22 protein-coding genes and 1 pseudogene are annotated in these 24042 nt (G+C 65.5%); 13 read left to right on the forward strand and 10 right to left on the reverse strand.

The genetic code is table 11. The annotated features are described in order from the left end of the window. Window positions 1–617, forward strand: a 617-nt coding sequence (locus tag Rhe02_RS32270; protein WP_203912212.1) for an FG-GAP repeat domain-containing protein, incomplete at its 5' end; no start/stop codon positions are given. 188 nt (window positions 618–805) lie between these two features. On the opposite strand, the gene Rhe02_RS32275 is transcribed toward Rhe02_RS32270, so the two are convergent. Both Rhe02_RS32275 and Rhe02_RS32280 read right to left on the reverse strand, forming a co-directional pair. Then, the gene (locus Rhe02_RS32275) at window positions 806–1678 is read right to left on the reverse strand and encodes a hypothetical protein (RefSeq protein ID WP_203912213.1); all 873 of its coding nucleotides are present in this window, start codon (window positions 1676–1678) and stop codon (window positions 806–808) included. 118 nt (window positions 1679–1796) lie between these two features. Then, a complete protein-coding gene (locus Rhe02_RS32280) occupies window positions 1797–2633 on the reverse strand; it encodes an oxidoreductase (protein WP_239124195.1) in 837 nt (278 codons plus the stop codon). 120 nt (window positions 2634–2753) lie between these two features. Here Rhe02_RS32280 and Rhe02_RS32285 point away from each other — a divergent pair, with 120 nt between their 5' ends. Further along, complete coding sequence (locus Rhe02_RS32285; RefSeq protein WP_203912215.1) at window positions 2754–3656, forward strand: LysR family transcriptional regulator; 903 nt, start codon at window positions 2754–2756, stop codon at window positions 3654–3656. Window positions 3657–3731: 75 nt separating this feature from the next. Here the strand turns inward: Rhe02_RS32285 and Rhe02_RS32290 are convergent, their stop codons facing one another. After that, window positions 3732–4154 (reverse strand): hypothetical protein, encoded by a 423-nt coding sequence (locus Rhe02_RS32290; RefSeq protein ID WP_203912216.1) that lies wholly within the window; start codon window positions 4152–4154, stop codon window positions 3732–3734. Window positions 4155–4457: 303 nt separating this feature from the next. Here Rhe02_RS32290 and Rhe02_RS32295 point away from each other — a divergent pair, with 303 nt between their 5' ends. After that, a complete protein-coding gene (locus tag Rhe02_RS32295) occupies window positions 4458–4976 on the forward strand; it encodes a hypothetical protein (protein WP_203912217.1) in 519 nt (172 codons plus the stop codon). Window positions 4977–5049: 73 nt separating this feature from the next. Here the strand turns inward: Rhe02_RS32295 and Rhe02_RS32300 are convergent, their stop codons facing one another. Together Rhe02_RS32300 and Rhe02_RS32305 are read right to left on the reverse strand one after the other, a co-directional pair. Beyond that, complete coding sequence (locus Rhe02_RS32300; RefSeq protein ID WP_203912218.1) at window positions 5050–5508, reverse strand: GNAT family N-acetyltransferase; 459 nt, start codon at window positions 5506–5508, stop codon at window positions 5050–5052. A gap of 140 nt (window positions 5509–5648) precedes the next feature. Further along, entirely contained in the window at window positions 5649–7427 is a 1779-nt protein-coding gene (locus tag Rhe02_RS32305; protein ID WP_203912219.1) for a hypothetical protein, read from the reverse strand. A 361-nt stretch (window positions 7428–7788) separates the two neighbouring features. Between Rhe02_RS32305 and Rhe02_RS32310 the strand changes: the two genes are divergently transcribed. The 5 genes from Rhe02_RS32310 to Rhe02_RS32330 all read left to right on the forward strand — a co-directional run bounded on the left by Rhe02_RS32310 (window position 7789) and on the right by Rhe02_RS32330 (window position 13549). After that, window positions 7789–8742 carry a right-handed parallel beta-helix repeat-containing protein gene (locus tag Rhe02_RS32310; protein ID WP_203912220.1) on the forward strand — a complete coding sequence of 318 codons (954 nt, stop codon included), beginning with the start codon at window positions 7789–7791 and terminating at the stop codon, window positions 8740–8742. A 547-nt stretch (window positions 8743–9289) separates the two neighbouring features. Beyond that, window positions 9290–9646, forward strand: a complete 357-nt coding sequence (locus Rhe02_RS32315; RefSeq protein ID WP_239124196.1) for a PadR family transcriptional regulator — start codon at window positions 9290–9292, stop codon at window positions 9644–9646. Window positions 9647–9651: 5 nt separating this feature from the next. Then, window positions 9652–11796 carry a hypothetical protein gene (locus Rhe02_RS32320; protein WP_203912221.1) on the forward strand — a complete coding sequence of 715 codons (2145 nt, stop codon included), beginning with the start codon at window positions 9652–9654 and terminating at the stop codon, window positions 11794–11796. Between the two features lie 777 nt (window positions 11797–12573). Then, the gene (locus tag Rhe02_RS32325; RefSeq protein ID WP_203912222.1) at window positions 12574–12723 is read left to right on the forward strand and encodes a hypothetical protein; all 150 of its coding nucleotides are present in this window, start codon (window positions 12574–12576) and stop codon (window positions 12721–12723) included. 250 nt (window positions 12724–12973) lie between these two features. Continuing rightward, window positions 12974–13549 carry a hypothetical protein gene (locus Rhe02_RS32330; RefSeq protein WP_239124197.1) on the forward strand — a complete coding sequence of 192 codons (576 nt, stop codon included), beginning with the start codon at window positions 12974–12976 and terminating at the stop codon, window positions 13547–13549. Window positions 13550–13800: 251 nt separating this feature from the next. On the opposite strand, the gene Rhe02_RS32335 is transcribed toward Rhe02_RS32330, so the two are convergent. The 3 genes from Rhe02_RS32335 to Rhe02_RS32345 form a co-directional block, all read right to left on the reverse strand. Continuing rightward, a complete protein-coding gene (locus Rhe02_RS32335) occupies window positions 13801–14088 on the reverse strand; it encodes a hypothetical protein (protein ID WP_203912223.1) in 288 nt (95 codons plus the stop codon). Window positions 14089–14345: 257 nt separating this feature from the next. Then, complete coding sequence (locus Rhe02_RS32340) at window positions 14346–15332, reverse strand: SMI1/KNR4 family protein (protein WP_203912224.1); 987 nt, start codon at window positions 15330–15332, stop codon at window positions 14346–14348. A gap of 341 nt (window positions 15333–15673) precedes the next feature. Further along, entirely contained in the window at window positions 15674–16141 is a 468-nt protein-coding gene (locus Rhe02_RS32345) for a hypothetical protein (RefSeq protein WP_203912225.1), read from the reverse strand. A gap of 343 nt (window positions 16142–16484) precedes the next feature. Between Rhe02_RS32345 and Rhe02_RS32350 the strand changes: the two genes are divergently transcribed. The 5 genes and pseudogenes from Rhe02_RS32350 (at window position 16485) to Rhe02_RS32370 (ending at window position 21431) form a co-directional block, all read left to right on the forward strand. Next, window positions 16485–16727, forward strand: coding sequence for a hypothetical protein (locus Rhe02_RS32350; RefSeq protein ID WP_203912226.1), 243 nt, complete (start codon window positions 16485–16487; stop codon window positions 16725–16727). Window positions 16728–17018: 291 nt separating this feature from the next. Continuing rightward, window positions 17019–18269, forward strand: coding sequence for a cytochrome P450 (locus tag Rhe02_RS32355; protein ID WP_203912227.1), 1251 nt, complete (start codon window positions 17019–17021; stop codon window positions 18267–18269). A gap of 75 nt (window positions 18270–18344) precedes the next feature. Next, window positions 18345–19988 (forward strand): annotated as a pseudogene (locus Rhe02_RS32360) (RelA/SpoT family protein); the annotation flags it as partial. Window positions 19989–20519: 531 nt separating this feature from the next. Then, the gene (locus Rhe02_RS32365; protein ID WP_203912229.1) at window positions 20520–20756 is read left to right on the forward strand and encodes a hypothetical protein; all 237 of its coding nucleotides are present in this window, start codon (window positions 20520–20522) and stop codon (window positions 20754–20756) included. A 165-nt stretch (window positions 20757–20921) separates the two neighbouring features. Next, entirely contained in the window at window positions 20922–21431 is a 510-nt protein-coding gene (locus Rhe02_RS32370; protein ID WP_203912230.1) for a hypothetical protein, read from the forward strand. A gap of 621 nt (window positions 21432–22052) precedes the next feature. On the opposite strand, the gene Rhe02_RS32375 is transcribed toward Rhe02_RS32370, so the two are convergent. After that, window positions 22053–23222, reverse strand: coding sequence for a hypothetical protein (locus tag Rhe02_RS32375; RefSeq protein ID WP_203912231.1), 1170 nt, complete (start codon window positions 23220–23222; stop codon window positions 22053–22055). Continuing rightward, window positions 23219–23719: a SigE family RNA polymerase sigma factor gene (locus tag Rhe02_RS32380; RefSeq protein WP_203912232.1), complete on the reverse strand. Its 501-nt coding sequence runs from the start codon at window positions 23717–23719 to the stop codon at window positions 23219–23221. Before Rhe02_RS32380 ends, Rhe02_RS32375 begins: the two co-directional genes overlap by 4 nt. Window positions 23720–24042: the final 323 nt, after the last annotated feature.

The raw sequence follows: 24042 nt of genomic DNA on the forward strand, positions 1-24042 counted from the left end.
TGGCGCTGAGCAACGCCAACGGCACCCTGACCGTCGCCACACCGCTGGCGGGAGTGTTCGCCGACCACGCCACCGCGGCCACCGCGCGAGCCGTGGCAGGCGACTTCAACGGCGACGGCCGCACCGACATCGCCTTGACCGGCGTCGCCGGCTGGAATTCGATCCCGTTGGCGCTGAGCAACGCCAACGGCACTCTGAACGTGACCGTCCCGTTCGCCACCACCTTTGCCGACCTCGCCGGCCAGCCGGCCGCGCGGATCCTCACCGGAGATTTCAACGGTGACGGCCGCACCGACATCGCCCTGGCCGGGGTGCCCGGATGGAACTCGATTCCCATCGCCTCGCTGCACCCGGACGGCACGTGGAACCAGTCCCTTCCAGGCTCGGCATACTTCGCCACCACGGCCGCCGATCCGGGCGCGTGGATCGTGCCCGGGGACTTCAACAACGACGGCAACACCGACATCGCCGTCACCGGAGGCAGCGCAATGAACTCGATTGTCGTGGCAGTCAGCGATGGCGATGGCACCTTTAGCACGTACGACCCCTATGTCGGAGCCTTCGCCACGCACGCGGCCACCCCAGCGGCCAAACTCGTGGCACCCCGGCGTCTGTGAGAACACACTTAGGCACACCGTGAAAGGACCGGTCCACTCTGGACACACATGGGCGGCGCAGGTGCGTGCTGTTTGCACCCGGATGATGAGACCTCGAGTCCGTTGACAGTTGATCAACTTGCGTTGATGAATGGGTAGCGGCGATGACCCGGGCGCTATGCCCGAGGTCATCGCCGGCTGTGCCTCGATCAGGTCAGGAGAATGTTTGGCCCGCAGAGCAGATTTCCCACATTCTTGACGGTGAACCAGAATTCACGCTCCGGTGTCCCATCAAGGTTGATCCGCTGCAGGTACCATCGCCGCTGAACCCCGAATTCACAACTGAAACCGCTTTGAGTGTGGCTTGGCTTGATACCTATCGCATAAACCTTGTCCAATGGGTTCGCGTTGTTGCGGGCGAACGTGCCCACTTCGCCAGGTGCCATCATGTTTGCTATCCAGGGCAGGTTGATGGAGGACGAACCGAGCAGGATCGCACCCATACACGAGATGGCGCCGACGTTGGCGACTTTGAACTTGAACTCCCGCTCGACACCGCCGGCCTCGTCGTAGTGCAGTACGTCCCACCGGCTGATGACCTCCAGCTGGCAGGGCGCGCTGCTGGTCGCGCCCATCGGGACCAGGCCGGGGATGTGCGAGCTGGTGAGGCCGGCGTTGTTCCATGTGTGGGTGGAGATTTCGCCTGGCTTGAGCACGGGCGTGTACCAGTTGGCCGGGGCGATGGTCGGCATCTCCCTGAGCCAGACGACGGTGTAGCAGAAAATCGCGCCTATGTTCTTAATCGTGACCTTAAGCTGTCGTTCCAGCCCTTGGTACTGCTGGACATACCACACGCGCATGATCTCGAATTCGCATGGCGCTTCGGGCGTCGCGAGCTGCGGATTGAGGCCGACCTCGTAGGCGATGTTCAATGGGTTGGCGTTGTTCCAGGTGAAGGTGTGGCTCACCCCGGGGGCAATCAGCGGGGAAGTCCAGCTGGGAGCGGCATGGGCGGGTGCCGGAAGCGCCAGAGCCGCTGTGCCGGCCAGCACGGCGACGACGAAATATCTGAGTACTCTCATATGAGCATGCTTCGCATGGTCGAAGGATCGTGAAAGCAGATTCATGACACCATCACTAATGGCTATCCGATCGCGGCACAGCCCAGCCGACGTGTTGACGCGGCGGCTGATCTGGTGCTCAGGTGAGATCGGTCGACCTGCTCAGTTTCTCCCAACGGTCCAGGTCGGTGCGCAGTTGCTCGTGGTGGCCGCGGATGCTGTCGACTGCATCGTTTCCCAGGGCCAGCCGTAGGGGCGGGTCGTCGCTGTTGAGTGTTTCCAGGATCGCCTGGGCCGCCTTGGCCGGGTCACCTGGTTGACTGCCGTGCATGTTGTCTATGGCGGTTCTCGTCTGGCCGGTCGAGACCCGGTATGCCTCGATGGTGGCCGAGCGGTGCATGCGATGCCCGCCGAACTCGGTGCGGAACGCGCCGGGCTCGACGATCAGGACGCGGACGCCGAACGGCCCCATCTCGGCGGCCAGCGCCTCCGACAGCCCTTCCAGCGCGAACTTGGCCGCGCAGTAGGCGCCGAAGCCGGGCATGCTGAGCTGGCCACCCATTGAGCTGATCTGCACGATCGTGCCGCTGCCCTGTTGGCGCAGCTGTGGCAGCGCTGCCTTCGTCACTGCGACCGCGCCGAAGAACATGACCTCCATCAGTGCGCGCAGGTCCGGCATGGCCATTTCCTCCACCGCCCCGACCGAGCCGTACCCAGCGTTATTGACAACTACGTCGATCCGGCCGAATGCGTCGATGGTGGCCGCTACCGCTTCCTCGATCGTCGCGGTGTCGGTGACATCCAGAATGGTGCCGCGCGCCCGGTCACCACCGGCGGCAACGAGGTCGGTGAGTTGCTCGGGGCGCCGGGCGGTGGCCATGACGTGATCGCCGGCCGCCAAGGCGGCCAGGGCGAGGTGCCGACCGAACCCCGTCGAGCATCCGGTGATCAGCCACACACGTTCCCTTTTGGACATACTGCAAAACTCCTCGATGGTACGCGGCAGATCTTGCTCTGCCTGCCTCGTTCCCATCTTTTGCCAGCCACCTCGCAGGTGGCCAACACCCGTTTCCTGCAACGGCTACAGTCAGAACCTGTGACCCCGGACCTGCGCCAGCTGCGGTACTTCGTGGCGGTGGCTGAACACCTGAACTTCACCCGCGCCGCCGGCGCGCTGCGCATTGCCCAGCAGTCGTTGTCGCAACAGGTCACTGTGCTGGAACGGGTCCTGGGCGCGCGGCTGCTTGACCGCGACACCCGCGGCACCCGGCTGACCGAGGTCGGCCGCATCTTCCTGCCCGAGGCACGCGCGGTCCTCGCCCGAGCCGACGAAGCCGTGGCCGTCGTCGGACGCGCGGCACGCGGCGAGATCGGCCGGCTCAACCTCGCCTTCCTCAGCTCCACCACCAACTACATGCTCCCGCCGGTCGTCCGGGCCTTCCGTGAACGGTTCCCCGACGTCGAGTTGACCACCAGCGATGTGAGCATCAGCGAACTCGTGGCCGGCCTGCGCGACGGACGCTACGACGCCGCATTCACCCGGCCACCTCTGGTTGACGACCTCGCCACCAAAACGCTGATCACCGAACAGGTCTGCGCCGTCCTGCCCGAGGGCCACCCACTGGCCACCCGGGCGCAGTTGCGGCTGCGCGACCTCGCCGACGAACCATGGGTCCTCACGCCGCGCGCCTCCTGGCCGCCCTGGCACCGCAAATACGACCAGGACTTCCACCACGCAGGATTCGAACCGAACGTGGTCCAGCGGGCCAGCAGCGTGCCGAGCCTGCTCGCACTGGTCGCCGCCGGGATCGGCGTCACCCGGCTCGCCGGGTCAGCACGCAGCCTGCGCCGCACCGCGGTGGTGTTCGTGCCCCTCACCGGCGATCACGCCGACACCGTAGCCGCGTGGCACCCCAACACAACCAAGCCCGCACTGCCCAATTTGCTCGAGATGGTCACCGAACTGGCCGCAACCATTGACCTGGCCCAAGCCGGATAGAAACTTCGGCAAAGCGATGCATGGCGCGAGCGCGTCTGCACGACCATCGACAGCTTCAGCCTGCTGCATGTCCTGCTAGCCGTCCTCATGGTCGAGGTGGGCAGCGAACTCCTGGTAGGACGAGTCGGCTTTGGGAAGTTGTTGTGCCTGCACCATCGCCGCACCGAGTTGCAGCCGTAACTGCGGGTCATCGCACTCCAGCCCGAACTGGATGATCTCGGCGACCTGCTCAGTGGTGCCCGCGCGGAAGAACGTTCCACTGTCGACCATGTACATCCAGGCATCGAACGCGTACCGGTCGCCGTCGACGATCCGCCAGTGCTCACAAAAGCCCAGGAAGGAAGGCCCTTCATCGACGCTGCCCTCGGCCAGACGGGCCTGGGCCGGCAGGTCCTGTCCGTCGTAGGCCACTCCGGACAGCCGCAGTTGCTCACGCTGCACCTCGGAGAGCTGGTCGATTGAACGCACCTCGGTGCGGTCCACGAATTGCAGCGCCACAGGCGACTCCCTTGGGTCAGAGGTTGGGCTACGCTCCCCCCGCCGGCGGGCCGGGCCGGGCGATGCGAGATTGCCCGAAACCATATCGCTGGCCGTCCGGCTCCGCAGCGGCCAGGTGTGCCCGGGTAGTGGAGGACGGCCTCTGGGGTACCTATCGCTGGCCGGGTGCGTGCCGGTTGGCTTGTGCAGCGTCCAGACAGGGTGTGCCGCTGTGCAGGATGCCGACGCCGACTGCCGTTGGAGCGAAGGTCGGTATGTGGCGACCGTCTGGAACCGGGCCAGCTCTGCATGACTCCTGCTGGCATGAAACACGTCCTGCTCTGCCTCGCCATCGCAGCGCTGGCCGGCTGCGATTCGGCCGCGCCGGTGGCTCAGCCGGCCCCAAGCCCCACCCGTTCGGCCATTGCGCCGCCGTCGATGTCGCCGATCGACGGGCTGTCGGGCTGTCCGGTTACCCAGCCGGTTCCTGCCGGGCCGGAGGTCCCCGCAGGCGCACTGTTCGGCCAATCATCCGCCTTCGGCAACGCCGACCTTTGGGTGGGTGCGCTAGGCCCGGCCGGCGTATTCACGCTCGAACCGGATCCTCTTCATGGCATGGGAACCAAGCTGGGCTGGTACCGCATCGCCACAGGAAAACTCCAGATTGTCGGCAGGCGCCTGGACGGCCCAGCACCGGCGCTGATCTCCCACGTGCCCGACGGCTACGGTGAGACCGGATTCCAATCCAGCGGTGTGAACTTTCCCAGCGAAGGCTGCTGGGAAGTCACCGGCACGGTCGGCTCGGCCCGGCTGACCTTCATCACCCTCGTCAAAAGACCATGACCAAGGGTCAGCTGGCGAGGCTTCACCGGGCTCACCCTTGCCGTGGCAGCGCCCTACCGTCCAACATGGACACTCAGTCCGGCACACAGCCTTGCTCGTTGCTGCTGTGAGGCAATGTCAGTGGCTTGACCCATCTCGCGCAGTCGCTCTGTGGTGCATACCCGGCTGCGGCCCAGACGTTGATCCCTAGTTCGTTGTCGTTGAGTACCATGGCATCGGCCCGGTGCCCGCCCAGCGCCACGAAGCGCTGCTCGGCGGCGTCGAGGAGCAGACGGCCGATGCCTTGTCGGCGCCGCGCCGGGTGAACGGCGAATCGGTAGAGGTGACAACGCCAGCCATCCCATCCGGCGATCACCGAGCCGACGATTTGTTCATCGTGGACGGCGATCAGCAGCGCTTGCGGGTCACGGGTTATCAGCTCCTGTATGGCGCGAGCGGAGTCTGAGCGGTTGGTGTTCTCGGCAGCGATTCGCCAGAAGGCGAGAACTGCAGCGACGTCGGCGGCGGTGGCCTGGCGCAGGGTGATCGACATGACGGCGATTATGGCAGCGCCGGGCCGGCCAGGGCCCCAGGCGATTCCGGCATGCGGGAGCGGACAGGCTGCGGTCGGTGACCCCGGGCTACTTCATTTCGTGCTGCGAGCCACAATCTGGATGCCGCTCAAGTGAACGGTCAGCCGGCCGAGCGCTGATCGATGATCATCTTGTGTGCGCCGGCTAGGTCGAGGATACGGGCGGCTCTGGGCAGCCATACGGTGTCGAGGTGGAAGGTGGCCTGATAACCGGTCCGGGCGGCATGACCGGCTTCCTGCGGTGGGGTGAGGGCGATGCCGTCCACGAAGTCCTGGGTGTACGCCGTGCCGTCGACCCAAGCGTTGATGGTGACCTGGGCGCAATAAGCATCAATGAAGCCGACGATGCCGAACGGCGGCGGCAGGCCGGGCACCCAGATCGGCGGAAAGCTCGACGCTTTCATGCCTTTCCACAGGCTCTTGACGTCGACCGGGTACGACGCGAGCCGTCCTGCACTGCCCATGGCGAACGTGTGATCATCAGCGATGACGATGTAGGCCTCTGGTGCCTCGGCCTCTACCAGAGCCTCGACTGCCCTCTCCACCAGCCGTGTGGGCAGGACGGGATCGGTGCGTCGCGCGCCGGTGTACATCTCCGGCCTGTTCCGGGCAACGCTTCGCCAGGTGATGGTGAGGATGTCTTCGGTGGGGAGGGTGGGCAGGTGGCCCGCCGCGCGCCACCGCAACCGGTCGGTCGGCAAACCGAGGTGCCGCAGGCTGCTCAACCACGATCCGTCGGGGTCGGCCCAGAGTTCGTCACGGCCGAACGCTGCCTTGGCGAAGTTGCCCTGCCTCGCGGTGACCCGACCGGATTCGGGCAGTCCGTTCGGGAACGCCACCCGCAGGTACGGCTCGCACGCGGCGCGTTTGCCGGCATCCTGGGCACTCAGCCAGATCGCGTCGAAGGGCAGCGTGGCCAGGGCGCTTTCATAAAGCTCGTCAAAGCTGCCGACCCGGTCGCAGAAGGTGTCGGCGACCTGCGCGGCGTAGGGGTCGAGCGTTCGCGAAGCCAGGCCTTCGCCGAATGCGGCGTGGAGAGCTCTCGGCGCGCGAGACACCGCCTCCAGCAATTTCAGCGCCACAGGGTCGGTGGCCAACGCGGGGGCGAGCGCCGCACACGCCCGCACCCCCAGATGAACGTCGTCGAGCCAGGCACGCGGCTGCCCGCCGAGTCGACCGATACCGGCCACCAGCGATGCCCGGTGCCGCGGGTCGGCCACGGTGGCCGCCAAACGCTCGTGATAATCCAGCAACGGCGCGCGTAGAGCGGCCAGGTCGGGATGAGTCACAAGCCGGGCCGCCGCGTGGGCGGCCTGCTGCCGGGTGCGCGTGGGCCACGGCTCATGCAGCAGCGGCTCGATCGCCGCGTACACCTCCGGCAGCAAGTCGTGACAATCGACCACCGCCGCTGCCATCAGCACCCGGCCCGGCTCGTCGTCGACCGTCCAGTGGAACACCGGTCGCGGGGCGGCCAGAAACTTGTCAAGCCACGCCTGCACCCCCGCCGTCCGGCGGCCAGCCGCCAACACCCGCAGGCCCGCAACGTCATCCACAGTGAGTACCGTCCGGGCGATCTCGTGGATGAAATGAAGGACGCCCTCACGCAACGTCTCGTCGTCACGGCCGAAGTCCGGATCGGTCACCCTCCCGGCAAGGATCCTCAGCGCGGGCACGGTGGCCGGTGTGAGTAGGCCGCCGCCGTACAACGCCGACCACAGGTAGCTGTACGGCACTTGCGTGTGAAAGCCGTCCGCTGACTCGTCGTCAACCGCCGTCAGCTCATTGCGACTCAACGCATCCAGATGCAGCGCCGCATCTGCCGCCACCCCATACGCATGGAACAGGTTCGGCGGCCACACCAACCCATCACCCGATCTCATCAACGCCATCCTACGACCAGCAGACGCCCCGATCCAGTCACCGAGAAAGTGCTAAGCACCAACGAATCTGCCAACAATGCAGAGGCGTTCATTTGCCCCCGAGCGGTGCCGGTTCATTGGCTGTCATCGGCCTTCCGGCGGCGCGCAAGGGCTCGCGTTCCTGGACAACTGCGGCGTCCTTCGACGCCCACCTGAACGAATCGCTGATCCTTAACGAACGTAACCAACCTGTCGCTGCCCCCGGTTGCCACCGCCGGCTCATCCTGGGCTGAGCCCACATACCAACCGGAATCCGACCCGGCGGCCCGCTTGGCCGCCATCACTTGACGGACGGCGCCGAGTACGATCGATAATGATCGCCGTGGTCATCAAGCTATCTGGATACCTCGCCCTGGTGCTACTGGTCGGCACAGCCTGTTCGGCGCCCGCAAAAGCGCCAACTTCGCCCACCGCATCGTCTGAGGCAACCGCGTCGGATTCGCCCTCGCCGGAGACCGTGCCCGCAGGCACCACCCCTCCCGCCACACCGGCCAGACCGTCCGCGACCTCGGTGCCTGCCGCAAAGGGTTTCCCCACCAAGGACAACACGGGTGTTCCCACCGGGGTGAGCCTTACCCGGTACCAAGGAAATCTGGTGATCAAAAGTCCCGGCGTCTACGAGAACTACGACGTCTCCGGCTGCGTCGAAATCAACGCCGACAACGTGACCCTGCGGCGCAGCCGCGTCGGCAGCTCCGGCGGATGCCCCCATTACGTCGTCAAGTCCTTCGGCCGCCACAACATCCTCATCGAGGACGTCGAGATCGTGCTGACCGGGTGGGACACCAAGGGGATCGCCTTCGACGGCTACACTGCCCGGCGGGTCAAGTTCTCCCCCGGACCCAACGGGCAGGGCGCCGACTGCGCGGCCGCCGGCACCGACGTGGTCATCGAGGACTCCTACTGCGCGCTGGGCACCGGCGGCCCCTCCGATGGCCCGCACTACGACGGCATCCAATCCGACGGCGGAAAGAACATCGTGATCCGGCACAACACCATCCGCGTGCCCTACCCGCAGACCTCGGCGATCCTCATGAGCACCAACACCTCACCGATCAGCAATGTGACCATCGACCGTAACCTGTTGGCCGGCGGCGGCTGGACCGTCTACTGCGGCACCGCGAACAAGCCGGTCGGCGGCACGTTCGTCTTCACCGGCAACCGTTTCAGCCGAGAGTTCTTCCCCAAGGGCGGCAGCTACGGCCCGGCGGCCTACTGCGACGGCCTGGGCTCGGGCAACGTGTGGCACGACACCGGCCGATCGATCCAAGGCTGAGGTTCACCGACTCAGAGGGTCCGCGCCGGCCAGCTGAAGCCGGGGCGGCCCTTGCCGTGTGGCCGCCTATGGCTTTCGTGTCCGCTGGTCGCCGATCGGCGGCGCATCGTCGTGGGCCTGCTGGAGATCGCTAGTCCAGACCACGCGACGGAACACGGCGCTGTCCAACCCACCACTATCAGCACTGCGATCAAGACACCACTGCCGTTCGCACGGTCGTGCTCCAACGACGTTGCCGCGAACGGCATGGGAAGAGTGATGATCGGAAGCCTGCTGACGGTCACTGGAATCCAGATCCACCAACAGCGATCGTCTTCGATTGGGCTCCAATGTGGCGACTGGTCACAGGCGTCCGAATAGCGGATTCATATGAGACGCCGACGGAGAACCGCAACAGTCGTTGAAACGCTTAGGACCGATCGCCGCCGGCGACGGATTTAGGACAATGGTGGCGGCCGCGGGCTGTCGGTGTTTACCGGATCGATGTGGGTCACCCTGTTCATTCGGCCCATGGGGCTATGTAGAATTTCGAGTAAGGTTCCGGAGTGTGGTGGACAGTGTCCGGGTGACAGCCGGTGTGGCGCAGGTGTTGGCTGTGCTGCTCGGGGATCCGAAGTTGGGCTGGTATGGCTTGGATTTGATGCGTGCGACCGGCCAGTCCAGCGGAAGGCTGTATCCGGTCCTGGCCCGATTGTTGGCGGCCGGTTGGGTGCGCGCTGATTGGGAAGACATCGACTCTGCCGTGTCGGGGCGGCCGGCCCGCCGGTGCTACCGGCTGACCCCTGACGGGGTGGTAGTGGCCCGGGCCGAGTTGGCGGCTGTGCATGAGCGGCTGCGCCCGCGGGGCACGAGAACCCCGCGGGCAGCGGGAGCCGTCACCTACACGGTCGTGTCGGGCCGGTGAGCGCCGTGACGCGGTGGTTGGTGGCGTGGTTGCTGGGGTTGGCGGTACGGCGCTGGCCGGCAGAGGTACGTGAGGATCTGGGCCGGGAGTGGGTCGCCGAGTTGCATGTGCTCGGTCAGGACGATGGTGTTGGCGCATCGGTGCGGGTGTGGCGGCAGCTGTGGTTCGCGGCCAGCCTCGCAGCCGCCCGCCCGCACAGCGCAGGTTTGGGGCTATTGGGCTGGCTGCGCCGCCCGTCGCCGGTGCGGGTGCATACGGTGTGGCTGGTGTTCGCCCCGGTGTTCGCGCTGCTGGGCACCGCGATGATGATGGTGCCGCTGACGTTGTTGCCGGCCGGCAGCTTCACTTCGATCCTGTTTGCCGCCTTTGCGATTGGCAACTATGGGGTCCAGGCCGTGGTTGCCGCGTCTTTCGGCACGCTGCTGGGCCGGCGGTTCCTGCGCCGGGTCGGGCAGCCCGGCGGTGTGGCCGGCTACATATGGGTCACCTTGCCGCTGATCGGCGGTCTGCTGTTGGTGGACGGGCTTGCCCGCGCCAGCCGGCAGGCGTGGGCGGGCAGCTGGATGACCGCTGTCGCCGTGTTGTGCCTGGCGGTGGTGCTGCCACCACTGGCGGCCGGTATCGCCGTCCTGGCGCGGCGGCGGCGGGTCGTGGCCGTCTTCCTCGCGGTGCTGGCCGCGCCCGCGCTCACGCTGGCCATCGCGTTTCTGCTCGTGCTGCTGGCGCCACGGCCGGCCTCCGGCGTGGGAGCCTGGTGGTGGCTTGGCCACCTCGGCCGGCTACCACTTTTGACGCTGGGGTATATGAGCATCGACACACAGGCGCCGATCGAAAACATGCTGCCGCTGCTGCCTAGCTTCCTTTTCACCACCACGGTCCTCGCCTTGGCGCAGTCGATCCGGCTAGCCCGGCCACTGACCACACCTGCGGCACGGCGGCTGCCGGACGCCCGGGTAGTTGAACCGGCCGGCACGACCCCGGTACTCGAACGCCCGGACACGATCCCCGCAATCGCCGCCGGCCTGTGGTGGCACCGTATCGCCCTGGCCGGCGCGGTTTACTCGGTGCTGGCCTGGGCGGTAACCCTGACCTACCTGACGCCGAACATCGGGGTGCAAAATTCTTGGTCCGGGCGGTTCGGCCCGGACGGGACGCCGCTGCCCACCGTTGCGGCCGGCTGGCCGCAATGGGACACGCAGGCCGGCCGGGTGTGGATGCACGAACTGCAGCTGTCCGGCATCGTTTGCGCGGCGCTGTGCCTGCTGTTGGCCGCGGCCTACCTCGGCCGGCCGCTGCTGCCCACGCTTGCCGCGTCGGCCGTCCTGCTGGCGGTGAACATGGTCGTGGTCCGGGAAGGCGCCACCAGTGTCCGGCTGCTGCCCTGGCTCGCCGCCGGCGGGATCCTGCTCGGCATGGCCGTCTGGTGGGCGGCGACCCGCAAACGGCCCGACGGGCAGCACCCCCACCGGTCACGCCGGCTGGTCATCGCCATCACTGTGCTGGCCGCCTTCCTTGTCCCCGGCAGCTTCTTTCCCCGCTTCTACATCGTGGCAGGGGTGCAAGCCCCACCCGTGCTGCTGGCGGTCGCTGTGGGTCTGCCCACCATCTGGACCGTCCTGGCCGCGATGGGCGTGCTGGCCACCTCCACTCGCCCACGACGCGGACCCAGCTGGCTACTGCCAGCCGGCCTGGCACTGCTGCCCGCCATCGGCGGTGTCCTGCTTTATCAAGACAGCCTCGTCCGCAACGACTATCAACCGAGTTTCGGTTCCTTTCTGGCGCGCGTAGTGCTGCCGCCGCTGGCCCTGCCCATCGCCGCGTGGGCCATCGCCGCCATCAGGTCCCGGCCCGCCCCACCAAGCCTCGCGCTGCGCGTCACCCTGACCCCGCTGCTACTCGCCGCCGGCCTGCCGGTAGCCGTAGCCACCTTTCTGATCGCCATGATCCTGTCCCGGCTCGTCCTTTTCCCCATGGAATACGGACGCGCCTACGACGGCACCGTCTACCTGCCCGGCGCTGTCGCCATCGGCCTGCTCCTGGGCAGCATCGCCGCCGCCCGGCTCAACCCCGGCCCACCGCCAACACCATCACCCACGCCAGGATCCACCAGTGTGACCCGAATATCGGCCCAGGCGCACGATCGGTTGTGACATCACCATCTTCATCGCCTCTCAGAACTATGGCGTCATCGGACACCCCCCACTTGATCGGGTGCGGACTGGAACCCGTGCCGGACAACGATCGCGTGCAACCCCTGCTGCCCTGCGTCTGCCCGCTCACCGAACTCGGGTCGTACCGCGTCCGCGCGGGTTTCACCAACCATTGAGCCCCTTTTCGGCCACTGCCACGGAGCGCAAGTCCAAACCGGACCGCCTCCCTGTCGCGCCTTCGACACACGCATCGCCCAGCGCCCATCTATGCAGAACACGCGTGGCTCTACGACACAGCCGCGAAGGGACAATCGAGGTACCTAATCGGACGCCACCGACCACGTCTCACATCCGCACCATGACTACTACAGAGCGGTGATTTCCTGCCGGTCGGCAAATTAGGTTCATCAAGATTTGGGAGCTACCGCCGTGGACTGCCGGTGTTCGCTTACGGCTACGATGCGGCAAATACGAATCAGCTTTGTGAGGTGCGACGTGACACTAAGTGAACTAACCGCTTTCGAGTCAGCATATGGAGTTCTCAGCACCCTGGACACGCCGGCCCGTCGCCGCGCGTTGCAGTGGTTGACTGACGCGCTGGCCGACAACAGATCGCCGGCATCTTCGGGTACCCCCGCTAACAGCGACCGCGCCACATCGGTATCCGCGGCGGCGACCGCGACCGTGTCACGTGGACGGGGCCGTCCGGCTGGCAAGACCAAGGCGCAGGTCCGGACCGGGCGCAGCAAGGCTGCGAACGGCAGGGCGTACCGGCGTATGCCAGAGCCTGAGGCGGTGCTCAAGGCATACCGGAAGGTCGGCACCATCTCTGCTCTGGCTGAACATTTCGATGTTCCGGTCTACACCGTGCACAGCTGGGCACGACGTCTGCGCGACCAGGGATACCAAATAGGCCGTGAAAAATAGCAGCCCGCAGTTGCTGTCTGGCGGGTCTGCGCAACGAGCGTGCTTTCGGCAACTCGGTGCTCAGATAGCCAACCAAACGCGATTTGGCGCGGACGCTAGGCGCGGTGATACCGGATCGTCCATGGTCAATCCCTGCGGGCTATAGGAGATCCACTAGATAAATCCGCGGATCCCGCAACGGACAGGCATAGCCGGGCGTGGGTGTGGCAGTGGTGCTCGCCGGTTAGCTGCGTTGTTAGAGAATCCGTGAGTGGATGTTTCCGAACTGCTGGCTCAGGCTGCCTCGATGGTGCCACCGGCTGCCGCCAACGAGGCTGGCCTGACCGTGGCCGACGCATACGAGTACCTCGACCATAACGAGTGGGAGATTGCTCTGGACATCCTCGCCGATCTTGAGGGGTGGCCGGCACCTGTTCAATGGTGGGATCTGCTGGTCGAGGCGGCTGAGCTGATGTGTCTGACCGAGTCTGCGCACTGGTGCCGTTGGGCTCGTTGGGAAAGTGCCAACGGCATCATCCGAGCCGAATTGCGGCTGCTGCCAGCCGAGGAAGGCGGTAGGCGCACTGCGATTCCGGGAAAGGGCGTCTTGCGACCGCTCTGGGACATCGGCCGGCGCACCGCCGCGGGCAATCCTGATCTGCGCGTAGCCCGTATCTGGGTGGAGTACGCGGCAGAGCTTGCCCCGGGCGCGATAGGAACGGTTCGCCTTGCGCCGCTTGGCCCGGAAGCGTGGTGCGATCTACAACCGGGCCAGACGATCACCATGCACGAGGGGACGCCCGCAGTCGGGACAGCCACGATCATCGAAACACCGGCTACCCGCTGATCTCGGGAGATCCGCTCGCCTGACAAGGAGGGCCTGATTCAGGGTCACGTCCACGGAAGTGGTGTACCGGCGCTCGGTTCGCTGACTTGCCCGTAACGAGTTAGCGGCCACCGCGTAGATCCGTCGGAACTCTCACGTTTCGAAGGATTAGCAGATGCGCTTTTAGTCATGTCACTGTAGGAAGGGTCATCGGTCGTTCATCGAGTCTGAATCGACTCATCGGGGCGTCGGTCACGCGACGCCGCCCGGGGTCAATCCTCATCTTCCGACGCTCGGTGGATGCTCTCCGCGATGGCGGCGGCGTCCCAGCCGCCGTCCGACCCGCTGTCGCGCCACGCGGCCACCGCCTCCTCGGCCTGCTCCTCGTCCCAGTCGTAGTCCTCCACCAGGGTGTGCGTTACAAGCCGGTCCAGCGCGAGATCGTCCATGTCGGGCACTATACCCAGAGCTGCCGCGATCCTGTTCGCGTTGTGCCCGAACAGGTCCGCCTTGGTGACCGAGGTTCGGCCAGCGAACGGATCGTAAGGCCGCACCAGCACGCCGACCAGATACTTTGCAGCGAGCCGATCCTTGACGCGGAGCTGTCCAACGAACGCGATCCAATCGCCCTCTCACAAGGAACCTCCATCAGACGCCGGAGGCGCATCGCATGATCTTTCCGTTGCTTGTTTGCGGGAAGGTGATTGGGAGGTTAGTGGGTGCCTGCGCTTTGCTGGGAAATGCTCGGGTGCTGGGTTTCCGCGATCGCGCGACCCCGAATCTGGGGTTTCGTGCGGGTGAAGCGTTGGGGCAGGCGTCAGGCTGGGGTGAAGTGGGGTGCCGGGCTGGGGAAGCCTGGTCGAAACGGTGGCACCCGGTATGCCCCGGACAGCGTTGTCACCAGGAACTGCAGCAGACCGGTATGCATGTGCCAGGGCTCGGTGCCGGGACTGGTGACGCGCACATGCCACCGGTCGCTGCCCTGCCACGAATCGACGACCCAGGACACCACCGCCCCGTCATCGGTCGTGGCCACCGGCAGCGTAAACCCCGTCATGTACCGAAGCACACCCCTCAGCTCACCGAGCACCGGTTTGGACAGAGCCGCCGGCGCCATCAACGTGAGGTAGCCGTCGAAGACGCCGCTTCCGTAATGCTCAATCAGCCAGCGATAATCCTGCGGCAGCTCGACTCCCAGCCGTCCCGACACCGCATCCCAATCAACCGGCGCGGCGGCTGACTCAGGGTGCGACGGCGGCACCACCAGCCGGCACAGACGGCCAGGCAGGTCGGCGCCGTAGCTGAGATCGACCTCCACCAGAACCGGCAGGTCCGCGTCGTGCTGGACAGCCGCAACGGTGACCGCCCAATGCCCGGCCCGCAGACGCACCCGGCAGCCGTAATCTGCCAGCTCATCTACTGCAAGCGCATCAGCCGACGGCAAACCGAGCCGGCCGGCCACCATCTCCACGACCACTTCGGCATCTAGGTACGGTTGCTCGCGGGCCGCCTGGTACGCCGCATCGTCGGCGAAGTCGTCGTCATCGATATCGTCCACCCCGCCGAGGTTCGCCAGCGTCACACCAACAGACGAGGTGCCCCGCTCGACCCTGACCGCCGCTTTGAGTCCACCGGCCGTGAACAGCCCAGGCGGGCGGGCCGCATCGGCCACCCATCCAACATCGATCAAAAGATCGGCGAGGTGCTCGGCAGTCGGCAGGTCGACCACACCCTCCAGCCGCCGCGCCAGCACGGCCACACGATCCGCTGCCGCACCATATTCGCCAATCTCAGCCACCTGCACCCTGCGATCATAATGCCGCACCACCGAGCGCACGGCGCGTCGCACCTGCACCCTTTGAACACCCCGTCACGCTCATCCATCGAACTGCGGGATCTCCACGCGGCCAACACCTTGCGATCGCGACAGCGTCCTCCGATGCCCGGCGGACGGGAGCGGCCCGGCGGACGGGAGCGGCCCGCCGGGCCACGCCGGGTGCCGATCGACGGTGCCTCGCAGACCAGATGCGCTTTCAGGGCAATCAAGGAGACCGCTGGGTTCCCGGCGGAGCTACAGGCCATCGACCGCCGTTTTGAACTGACCGAGACGAACGGCACGATTGATCTTGAAGCTTGGGACCGGGTTCACGGCCGGCCCTGCTGGGGTCTGGCCTTGGGGAGCAACACTAGTGCGGCTGTGAGCGCGGCGAACCCAGCGAAAGCGGCGTAGATGCCCCAGCCCAGGGTCTGAGGCAAGGTGGCCCCACTGCTGCTGATCTCGAATACCTGGCTGTTGGGCAGGGCCTTGGCCATACATGAGAGCAATAGGATCGCCGATATACCGGCGACGAGCCCAAGTGCGCGCATATCTGCCCAGAGAAAGAGCGTGCCTGCCGTAAGCGCGACCATAACGATCAATGCAACCATGTACATGACCCCGAAGCCCTCCAGCTTAGAAACACTCCATGCTGGCGCGATCCTGCCGTCGTACCACGTCACTGTCGACCAATCGCCTACTAGGGCAGCGGCGCCCATGACCGTGCCGAACGTGGCCATCACTATCGCAGCAGACTTCCTCCAGTTGAGGCGGGATTCGACCACATCTTCGGACATAGGCAACAGTTAACGCGCGGGAAGTCGCAGATGTCCAGCGTCCCACAAGGAGACTCCCATTTCCCGACTCCTATCGTGGTGTGCCGTAAGGCCATGCGAGAAGCGCTGCGAAGACCGCCTGCTGAGCGATGGCGCCGCGGAGCTGGCTCCAATCGGGATGGCAATCACCATGCGTGGCGTGTGAGACAGCGATGATGTCGTCGTTGACCTCAAGGTGGTCCAAATCGCTGCCGCCATGCGCGTTGGGCCCTAGCGAACTGCATCCGCCGCTGACGACCGATGATCACTAGGGCATCGTGTCTTCTCTATACATCGCGGGAGGCGATGTCTACGCTTAGTTTTCATGACAGGTATTGCCAAGCGGACGCGCCTGGTGGTCGCGTTCTGCATGCTCGTGACGTCGGCGGCCGTAACCGGCCTGGCCGCGCCCGCAATGGCCGAGCCGCGAGATCGGTTTGTCTTCACCTACTTCGCCGAGCCCGAACTTATCAACGTGGTGGGTATGAGGTTCTATTGTCACGGACAAGCCCAGGGTTGGGGCTCGGTCACGGTCCACAAGACCGTCGAGCTCAATGACTTCTGCTGAAGGCGCCTCAGCCCGGCAGCAGAATGCCGCTGCGGTCGCGGCCGCCTGTCTTCCCTACTGGGAGGTGGGCCGTTTGCCGGCACGGCAGCGATCGCTTGGTGTTCGCTCAAACTGAACCTCATGTCAGATCTGAGATCGTAGGCCCTGGCCCATTAGGTCGGCGCCTCACCGAACGCGGCAGCGTCCGAAACGGAACCATGAGCGGACAACGTGGCAGGGTCGGTGAGTGCGGGATTGGCGAGTCGGGAAGACGACCCCGGCGATAGGCAGCCGAGGCATTACCTTCGATAGATGACTCTCGACGTCGAGTTCAATCCGTTCCACGGCGCCCAATTGGCGGAGCCGTACCCGGTTTATGCTCGTGCCCGGCGCGAGGAGCCAGTCTTCTTCAGCCAGGTACTGCAAATGTGGTACGTGACGCGATACGACGACATCGTCGCGGTTACCCAGGATCCCGTCCGGTTCTCCTCGGCGGACTCGGTCGACGCGCCACAAGAACGCACCGCTGAGACGCTGCAGGCGATCAAGGAGAGCTGGCTGTCGTACAGCTCGCTGACCAACAACGATCCGCCCTCACACACGGCCGTCCGCCGGGTGGTCACCAAGGCGTTCCACCAGCGCTCACGGGCCGAGCTGGAGTCTCGGGTCCGCGCCATCGCTACGGGCTTGCTCGAAGGGTTCGCCGCAGATGGCCGCGCCGAGTTCGTTGGCCAGTTCGGTCTTCCGCTGCCCTTGCGGGTCATCCTCAACCTGCTGGGCGCGCCCGAGTCGGACCAGGCCGAGCTCAAGCAGTGGTCGGACGATTGGATTTCGCTGGTACTCGATCCACTCAGCCCACAACAGCAAGCGCACACCGTGACCCGGTTGCAGGAGTGCGGGCGGTACTGGAGCGACCTCATCGAGGCGCGGCGTGCCCACCCACGCGACGACATCATCAGCGACATGGTGGCCGCCTCCGCGCAAGAGCCGGAGCCGATCCCGCTTGCGCAGCTGGTCAACGCGTGCGCCACACTCACTCTGGCCGGCCACGAGACGACCGCCAACCTGCTGGGTAACTGCCTGCGCCAGCTGTTGACCCAGCCCGACCAGTGGCGGCTGGTCTGCGACGACCCGGCCAACATCCCCCGAGCGATCGAGGAGACCTTGCGCGCGGACACCTCGGTGCATGCGCTCATGCGCACCACCACCGAGCCGGTAACCCTGGGCGGGATCGCGCTGCCCAGGGGAGCCCGGCTGGCGCTGCTGTTCGCCTCGGCCAACCACGACCAGACGTACTACCCGGACGCGGCCCGCTTCGACCTACGCCGTGAACAAACCAAGGCGCATCTGGCCTTCGGCCACGGCATCCACTACTGCCTCGGCGCAGCGCTGGCCCGTCTGGAGGGCCAAGTCACACTGGAACTACTCACCAGTCGCTTACCCGGGCTACGCCTGAGCGCCGGGCAAGAACTGGCCTGGATCGCCAACCCGATCCACCGCGGCCTACGCCAGCTGCACATCGAGTGGGACACCTTGCGATCAAAGGACGGATCCCACGAATGACTGCGCGGCCACGATCGAAGCTGGCTCGGCGAGGAACACCGTCTAGCTGAACTGTCTGGAGGATTGGCGATGCCCGCTCAACCGCTGACCGACATCGTCGCGTCACACACCACGGCGCACCCGAGGGCCAACGTCGAAGTCCTGGAAAGGGCCTATGAGACGGCCAGTCGACTGCATGCCGGCCGGCAACCCAGGTCCGGCGTGGACTACGTCACGCCTTCACTGGCCGTCGCCCTGATAGTCGCCGATCTGGGCATGGACACGACCACCCTGGCGGCGGCGCTGTTGCAAGACACGATCGAGGAGGCCGACTACACGCTGGCCGAGCTCCGCGCAGATTTCGGAAATGACGTGGCCTCGGTCGTCGATGGGCTGGTCAAGCTGGACAAGGTGAAGCTGGGCGACTCGGCCAAGGCTGAGACGATCCGCACGATGCTGGTTTCGACCGCCAGGGATCCGCGGGTACTGGTGGTCAGGCTGGCCGATCGGCTGCACAGCATGCGCACGTTGAGTGTCCTGCCGCCACCCGAGCGGGAGCAGAAGGCGCGGGAGACGCTGGAGATCCTGGCACCGCTGGCGCACCGGCTGCGCTTGAACACGGTCAAGTGCGAGTTGGAGGACCTATCGTTCGCCACCCTGTCTCCCGAGCGGTTCGAGAAGATCCGGCTGCAGCTCATAGAGCAGTACCCGCAACGGGACAACGTGTTGCGTGAGGTCGTCGATCGGCTGCGCCATGACCTGCGCTCAGCGAAGATCGACGCGAAGGTGACCGGGCGGCTTAAGCACCTTTACTCGATCCACCAGAAGATGGTCGAACAGAGTCTTGCCTTCGAGCAGATCCATGACCTGGTGGGCGTGCGGATCCTGGTCGACACCGTGCACGACTGCCATGCCGTGCTGGGCGTGATCCACGCGTCCTGGCAGCAGGTGCCGGGCGGGTTCGAGGACTACATCACCACGCCCAAGATGAACCTGTACCAGTCGCTGCACACGACGGTGACCGGGCCGACCGGCAAACCGGTGGAGATGCAGATCCGCACCCACACCATGCACAGCACAGCCGAGTACGGAATCGCCGCCTATTGGGGCGACAAGGAAGGCGAGGATTCCACGATGGCCGGTCCACCGGCGGCAGACACCGACGGCATGAGCTGGCTACGGCAACTGCTGGACTGGCAGCCGCGGACCAGCGACCCTGGCGAGTCCCTCGACGCGCTGCGCCACGATCTGTCCAACCAGGAGCCCATCGTGCACCAGCTGGTCGCCAGCGGTGATGCTGCCGGCGACAAACCTTCGGTGCAAACCCCGGCGCCACAGCCACATCGCCGTAACATCTGGCCGTGCGTCGAGGCTGAAGGCTACGGGGCCACATTGGTCACCCTGGCCCGCTGCTGCACGCCGATCCCGGGCGACACCATTTTCGGGTCCATGACCCGCTCGGGCGGGATCAACGTCCATCGCGAGGACTGCACCAACTCGCAGGAGCTGAAAACGCAAACCAACCTGCTGGTCGAGGTGTCGTGGAAGCTGACAGCCGGGTCGATGTTCCTGGTGGCCATCCAAGTGGAGGCATCGGACCGGCACCAGCTGCTCGCCGACATCACCCGGGCGCTATCCGAGCAGCCGATCGACCTCCTGTCGGCGACGGTGACCACCACCGGCGACCAGATGGTGGTGAGCCGCATAAGTTTTGAGATGGCCGACCCGAAACACCTGGGCCGCCTGCTTAACGCGGTGCGCAACGTCGAGGGCGTTGTCGACGTCTACAGCGTGACAGCCGACGAGAAAGCCGCACCCCAACCAGATTCGCCCACCTGACAACACCGGCAGCCAGGTCGGCTCACCGATCCGCAGCGTCTACCGGTGGCAGGTGGGGCGCAGGAATGGCCGGGCGCCTTCAATGCCACCGCCGCGGGCTACCCGGCGCTTGAGGCACATGTCCTTTCGAACCACACTTGTGACACCCGGAGATCCGCGCCGGCAACCGCACCCACCTGGATTGGATTGCCGCAGAAACTCGCTGGCTCAGCCATCGCGGACGTCTGTCCGGACGGCCGATTCCGATGGCGACCATCATCGCAACAATCCATACATGGGAATTCGTCGTTGTTCAGCGTATCGATGACGGTGTCGAGCGCCGGGCTGTACGTACCGGAAAGGGCGTTGGGGTCCTTGTCTTTGCTTGCGTTGTTATCGGACTCGGGCGACATCTCCTAGAACGGCGCCCGGGATGCGCTCGGGACGAGGCGGATGGCACTCAGCGGAATCGGCGAGGCAAGGATCACCGGGCGGCCGGTCACCGACGACGGCCTGCGCTACCACCACCAGGTCTTCGCCGACTCGCTGGCGCGACGAGGTGAAGCACCGGCTGACGTCGGCGGATTTCCGCGCTCGGATGTCGGCAGAACAAGCGCGAAGATGAACTCTTCCAGCGACCGTGCGCACGCTGGATCCGGGGCGGGTTCCCGCGCTTCCCCCGTGGCCTAGCCATCTCACATCGTCTCAGATTCGGCCGAACCGCTGTGTAGCCCTGAATCATGGCTGACAGAGGAATCGTCGCAAGCCGGTCGTTTCCCAGAGCCTGCGAACCGCTATGACTCAAGCTGGCGGCACTGCCCGGCGGCACCCGCCTCATGGAAGGAATCTGCACTCGTGAAGCGTCAGATCATGGCCCTCGGAGCTGCCATCCTCACCTCCGTCGCCCTCACCTTCGTCCCCGCGACTGCCGCGAATGCAGCGGGGCCGGAGGCACCCCAGACCGCTACGCCCGGCGGGCACCACGGATGGGATGTGTGCACCACCCTGCGGTCCCCGATCCCCAACCAATCAACCGGATACCGTGACACCGTCGACGCCTGCTTCGAGAAGCAGGGCGACGTGTTTACGATGTTGGATATCGCTCGCATTTCCTGGGGAGACCCCGGAAACGCCTGGATTCAATGGACCAACGAACTCAAGGATTCAGGCGGTACCTGGCGCTACTACAGGAGCGGCGAGTGCTGGCTATCCGGAACGATGACGGAAGGTCACTGCGACAAGAATTTCTATGAGAACACCACCTCACCAAACGCCAAAGGCGGGGTAGGAAGCCGGCTCATCTTCAAGGCCTGCCACTCCTTTTATGGATGCAGCTCGCCGGTCTACGCAACAAATGACGAATAAATCCTTGACCGCTAATTGATGCCGGCCACCCTCTTTCGCCCCAGAGCCTGACTGCGGCAACAAGCAAAGCCGCCGCTGGCACACCATCCACCGACAAATTCGTGAGAGATCCCACAGACTTCCCCTTTTCACCGGAGGAGGGGAAGTCCCTTTAGGGTTGGGTGGCCCAGGGGTTTTCACCCATGGGGCTCCCGCAGATCGCAGCATGCAAGCTCGCCGATATCTAAGCCACTTCAGCAACGCGGCGCTGGGAACGTTCTGCCCCGGTCACGGCGTTCCCCATCCGGCCTCGCAGCTCGCTCCGCTCACGTGAGCTCTAATCTGGTGCAGGTTCGGTGAGAGACAAGGTCAAAAGCGCAAACTGTCGATAGATCACAGGGATGTGCGTGTTCTGCGTGTCGCGACTTTGTCCTATATGGACGGAGCGCGTGCCGTTCCCACAATGCAAGCAGATTTGCCCGCCATCGAGTAGATGGCGTATGTCCAGCAGGTCTAAGGTGGCGCTCACCCGCCGGAGGGTAATCGGTACACGGCGCATTAAATTCAGCCGCCGTTGACATCGTTATATATTTGCGGAAGCCCTGGCGTCGGCGTTCACAGTCAACGAGGCAGAAGGAAACGTCAGCTCTTGCGCCAAATCAGCGGTGGGTAGCCCATCCGGCCACCTATCACGACGGTCGCATCGCGGTTCATCGCCACCGGTCTGGCCTGTCCTGGCTTGGCGTCGGCCGGCAGGGGCAACTCGGTGACGGTGCCATCGGGCCCGATGAGCGTCGGCGTCATCAGTGTCGCCGACTTGATGAGGACCGTACCGTCGTCGGCGGCCGACGCCGACCCATCATAGCCGGGGTAGGTTCTCAGCTCCCCGGTGCGCAGGTCCCATCGCGCGGGCAATGTCGACGGCGTTGCCGTGTCCGACTTATACAGAGCGCCGGCAGCCCATTGAGCATTCACCTGCAGGGCCACGCCATGCGGGTGGCTGCCCAGCGTGGGCAGCTTACGGAGAGCCCCATTCGGCTCCCACACGCATGGGTCACCACCGTGGTCCCCGATACTGCCGCTGACGAATCTGGCATCGTTGATGCCGTGGGCGAATTGCCGATCCTCCACCGTTTCCAGCACCTTGGCCGCGCGCGGCTCAGCCGCCGTCCAGACGACCGCTCTGACCGGGCTCGAGGAGACGGACGGCGCGGAGACTCCGGCGAGGTCGCCATGGCTGTTGATACCGTTGACGTTGAGCACCTTGTCCCCGTCGGGCGCGGGGAGCATCGTCAACACGCCGTCGCGGTATTGCCACGCCTGCTGCTCGCCACCGGCCCCCCATCTGCTGTAGCTGCCGACCGCCACGCCGCTGGAGTTGACGGCCAGCAGGACGAAGTTGTTGGCCCGCGCCGGTGGGGAAATGATGGTGGGAACCCCATTGTCCCAGAGGATGGATTGTTGGTCGGTTTCCTTGTCGATGAACCCGCCGATGAAGCGGCCGGTGGGGTCGATGGCGGTGACGTTGACATTCTCGTCGATTCCGGCTGGCAGCGGCAGGCGCTCCACCTTCCACACCGCGCTGACCGCCGGTGGAGAAGATGGCGCAGCGGCTACGGGTTCCGGTGCGTTGCGGCCAAACGCGGCTGCGGTGATCCCCATCGCCAAGGCGGTCGTGCCCGCCGCGGCGCCGATCATGATGCGGCGACGGCGTTGCCCCGCACGCTTGGCCCGGCGCAGCAACCCCTCGGCGGTGACGCCGCTAGGCGGGACAGGGATCGACTCTAGCGCAGCGGTTAGATGTTCGGTCATGTCAGGCTCCTTGACCCGTCGGAGGTGAGCAGGCGGCGCATGGCTTCCAACCCGCGCGAGGTCTGCGATTTCACGTTGCCGGTGGAACAGCGCAGGGCGGCGGCAGTGTCTTCGACCGACAGGTCGCAAAGAAACCGCAGCACTAGCACCTCACGCTGGCCCCGTGGCAGATTGCGCAGGGTGGTGTAGAGGTTGTCGGCCTCGAAAGCGGGCTGGTCAGGCGCCGCGCGTTCAGGCGCGGCGTGTCCCAGCAACACCTTGGACCAGCTGTGGCGTCTCTCGTCAAGAAAGTGACGCATCAGCATCCGGTGTACGTAGGCGTCCAGGTTGTCGGCAGCGCGAGCGCGGCGCCAATGCCGGTAGAGCGAAGTCATCGTGGCCTGGACCACGTCGTCGGCTCGGTGGCCGTCACCGCACAGCAGGTAGGCCGCGCGGTGCAGCCGCGGCAGGCGTGCCGTCACATAGTCGACGTACTCGCGATCGTCGTCAAGCCCCATCGATCACTCCTATCAGTGTCCACCCAGCCGACGGGCCAAGCCGCCCGCCAGGTTGCACCTCCGGCAAAGTCTGCGAAACAAGCGATGGCCCGACCAGAACACGTGCTTTCTTGAGGCGGTGCGGAGAAAGAGTTTGCCCTGCAGGCGCGCGGCGTGACACCAGTGGGGTGCGCTAGGCGAGATCTGGCGACTGCACCTCGACGACCGGCCCGACCTGACGGGTCAACACCTGACGGGACAGCCCCGGAGCCGTCAGTGTAGATCGAGGTGGCCCGCGCAGCGGATAGCGGCGGCCGGTTTCCAGGTTGCGGAAACGGCAGCAT

The organism is Rhizocola hellebori, from assembly GCF_016862955.1.
Classification (GTDB): domain Bacteria; phylum Actinomycetota; class Actinomycetes; order Mycobacteriales; family Micromonosporaceae; genus Rhizocola; species Rhizocola hellebori.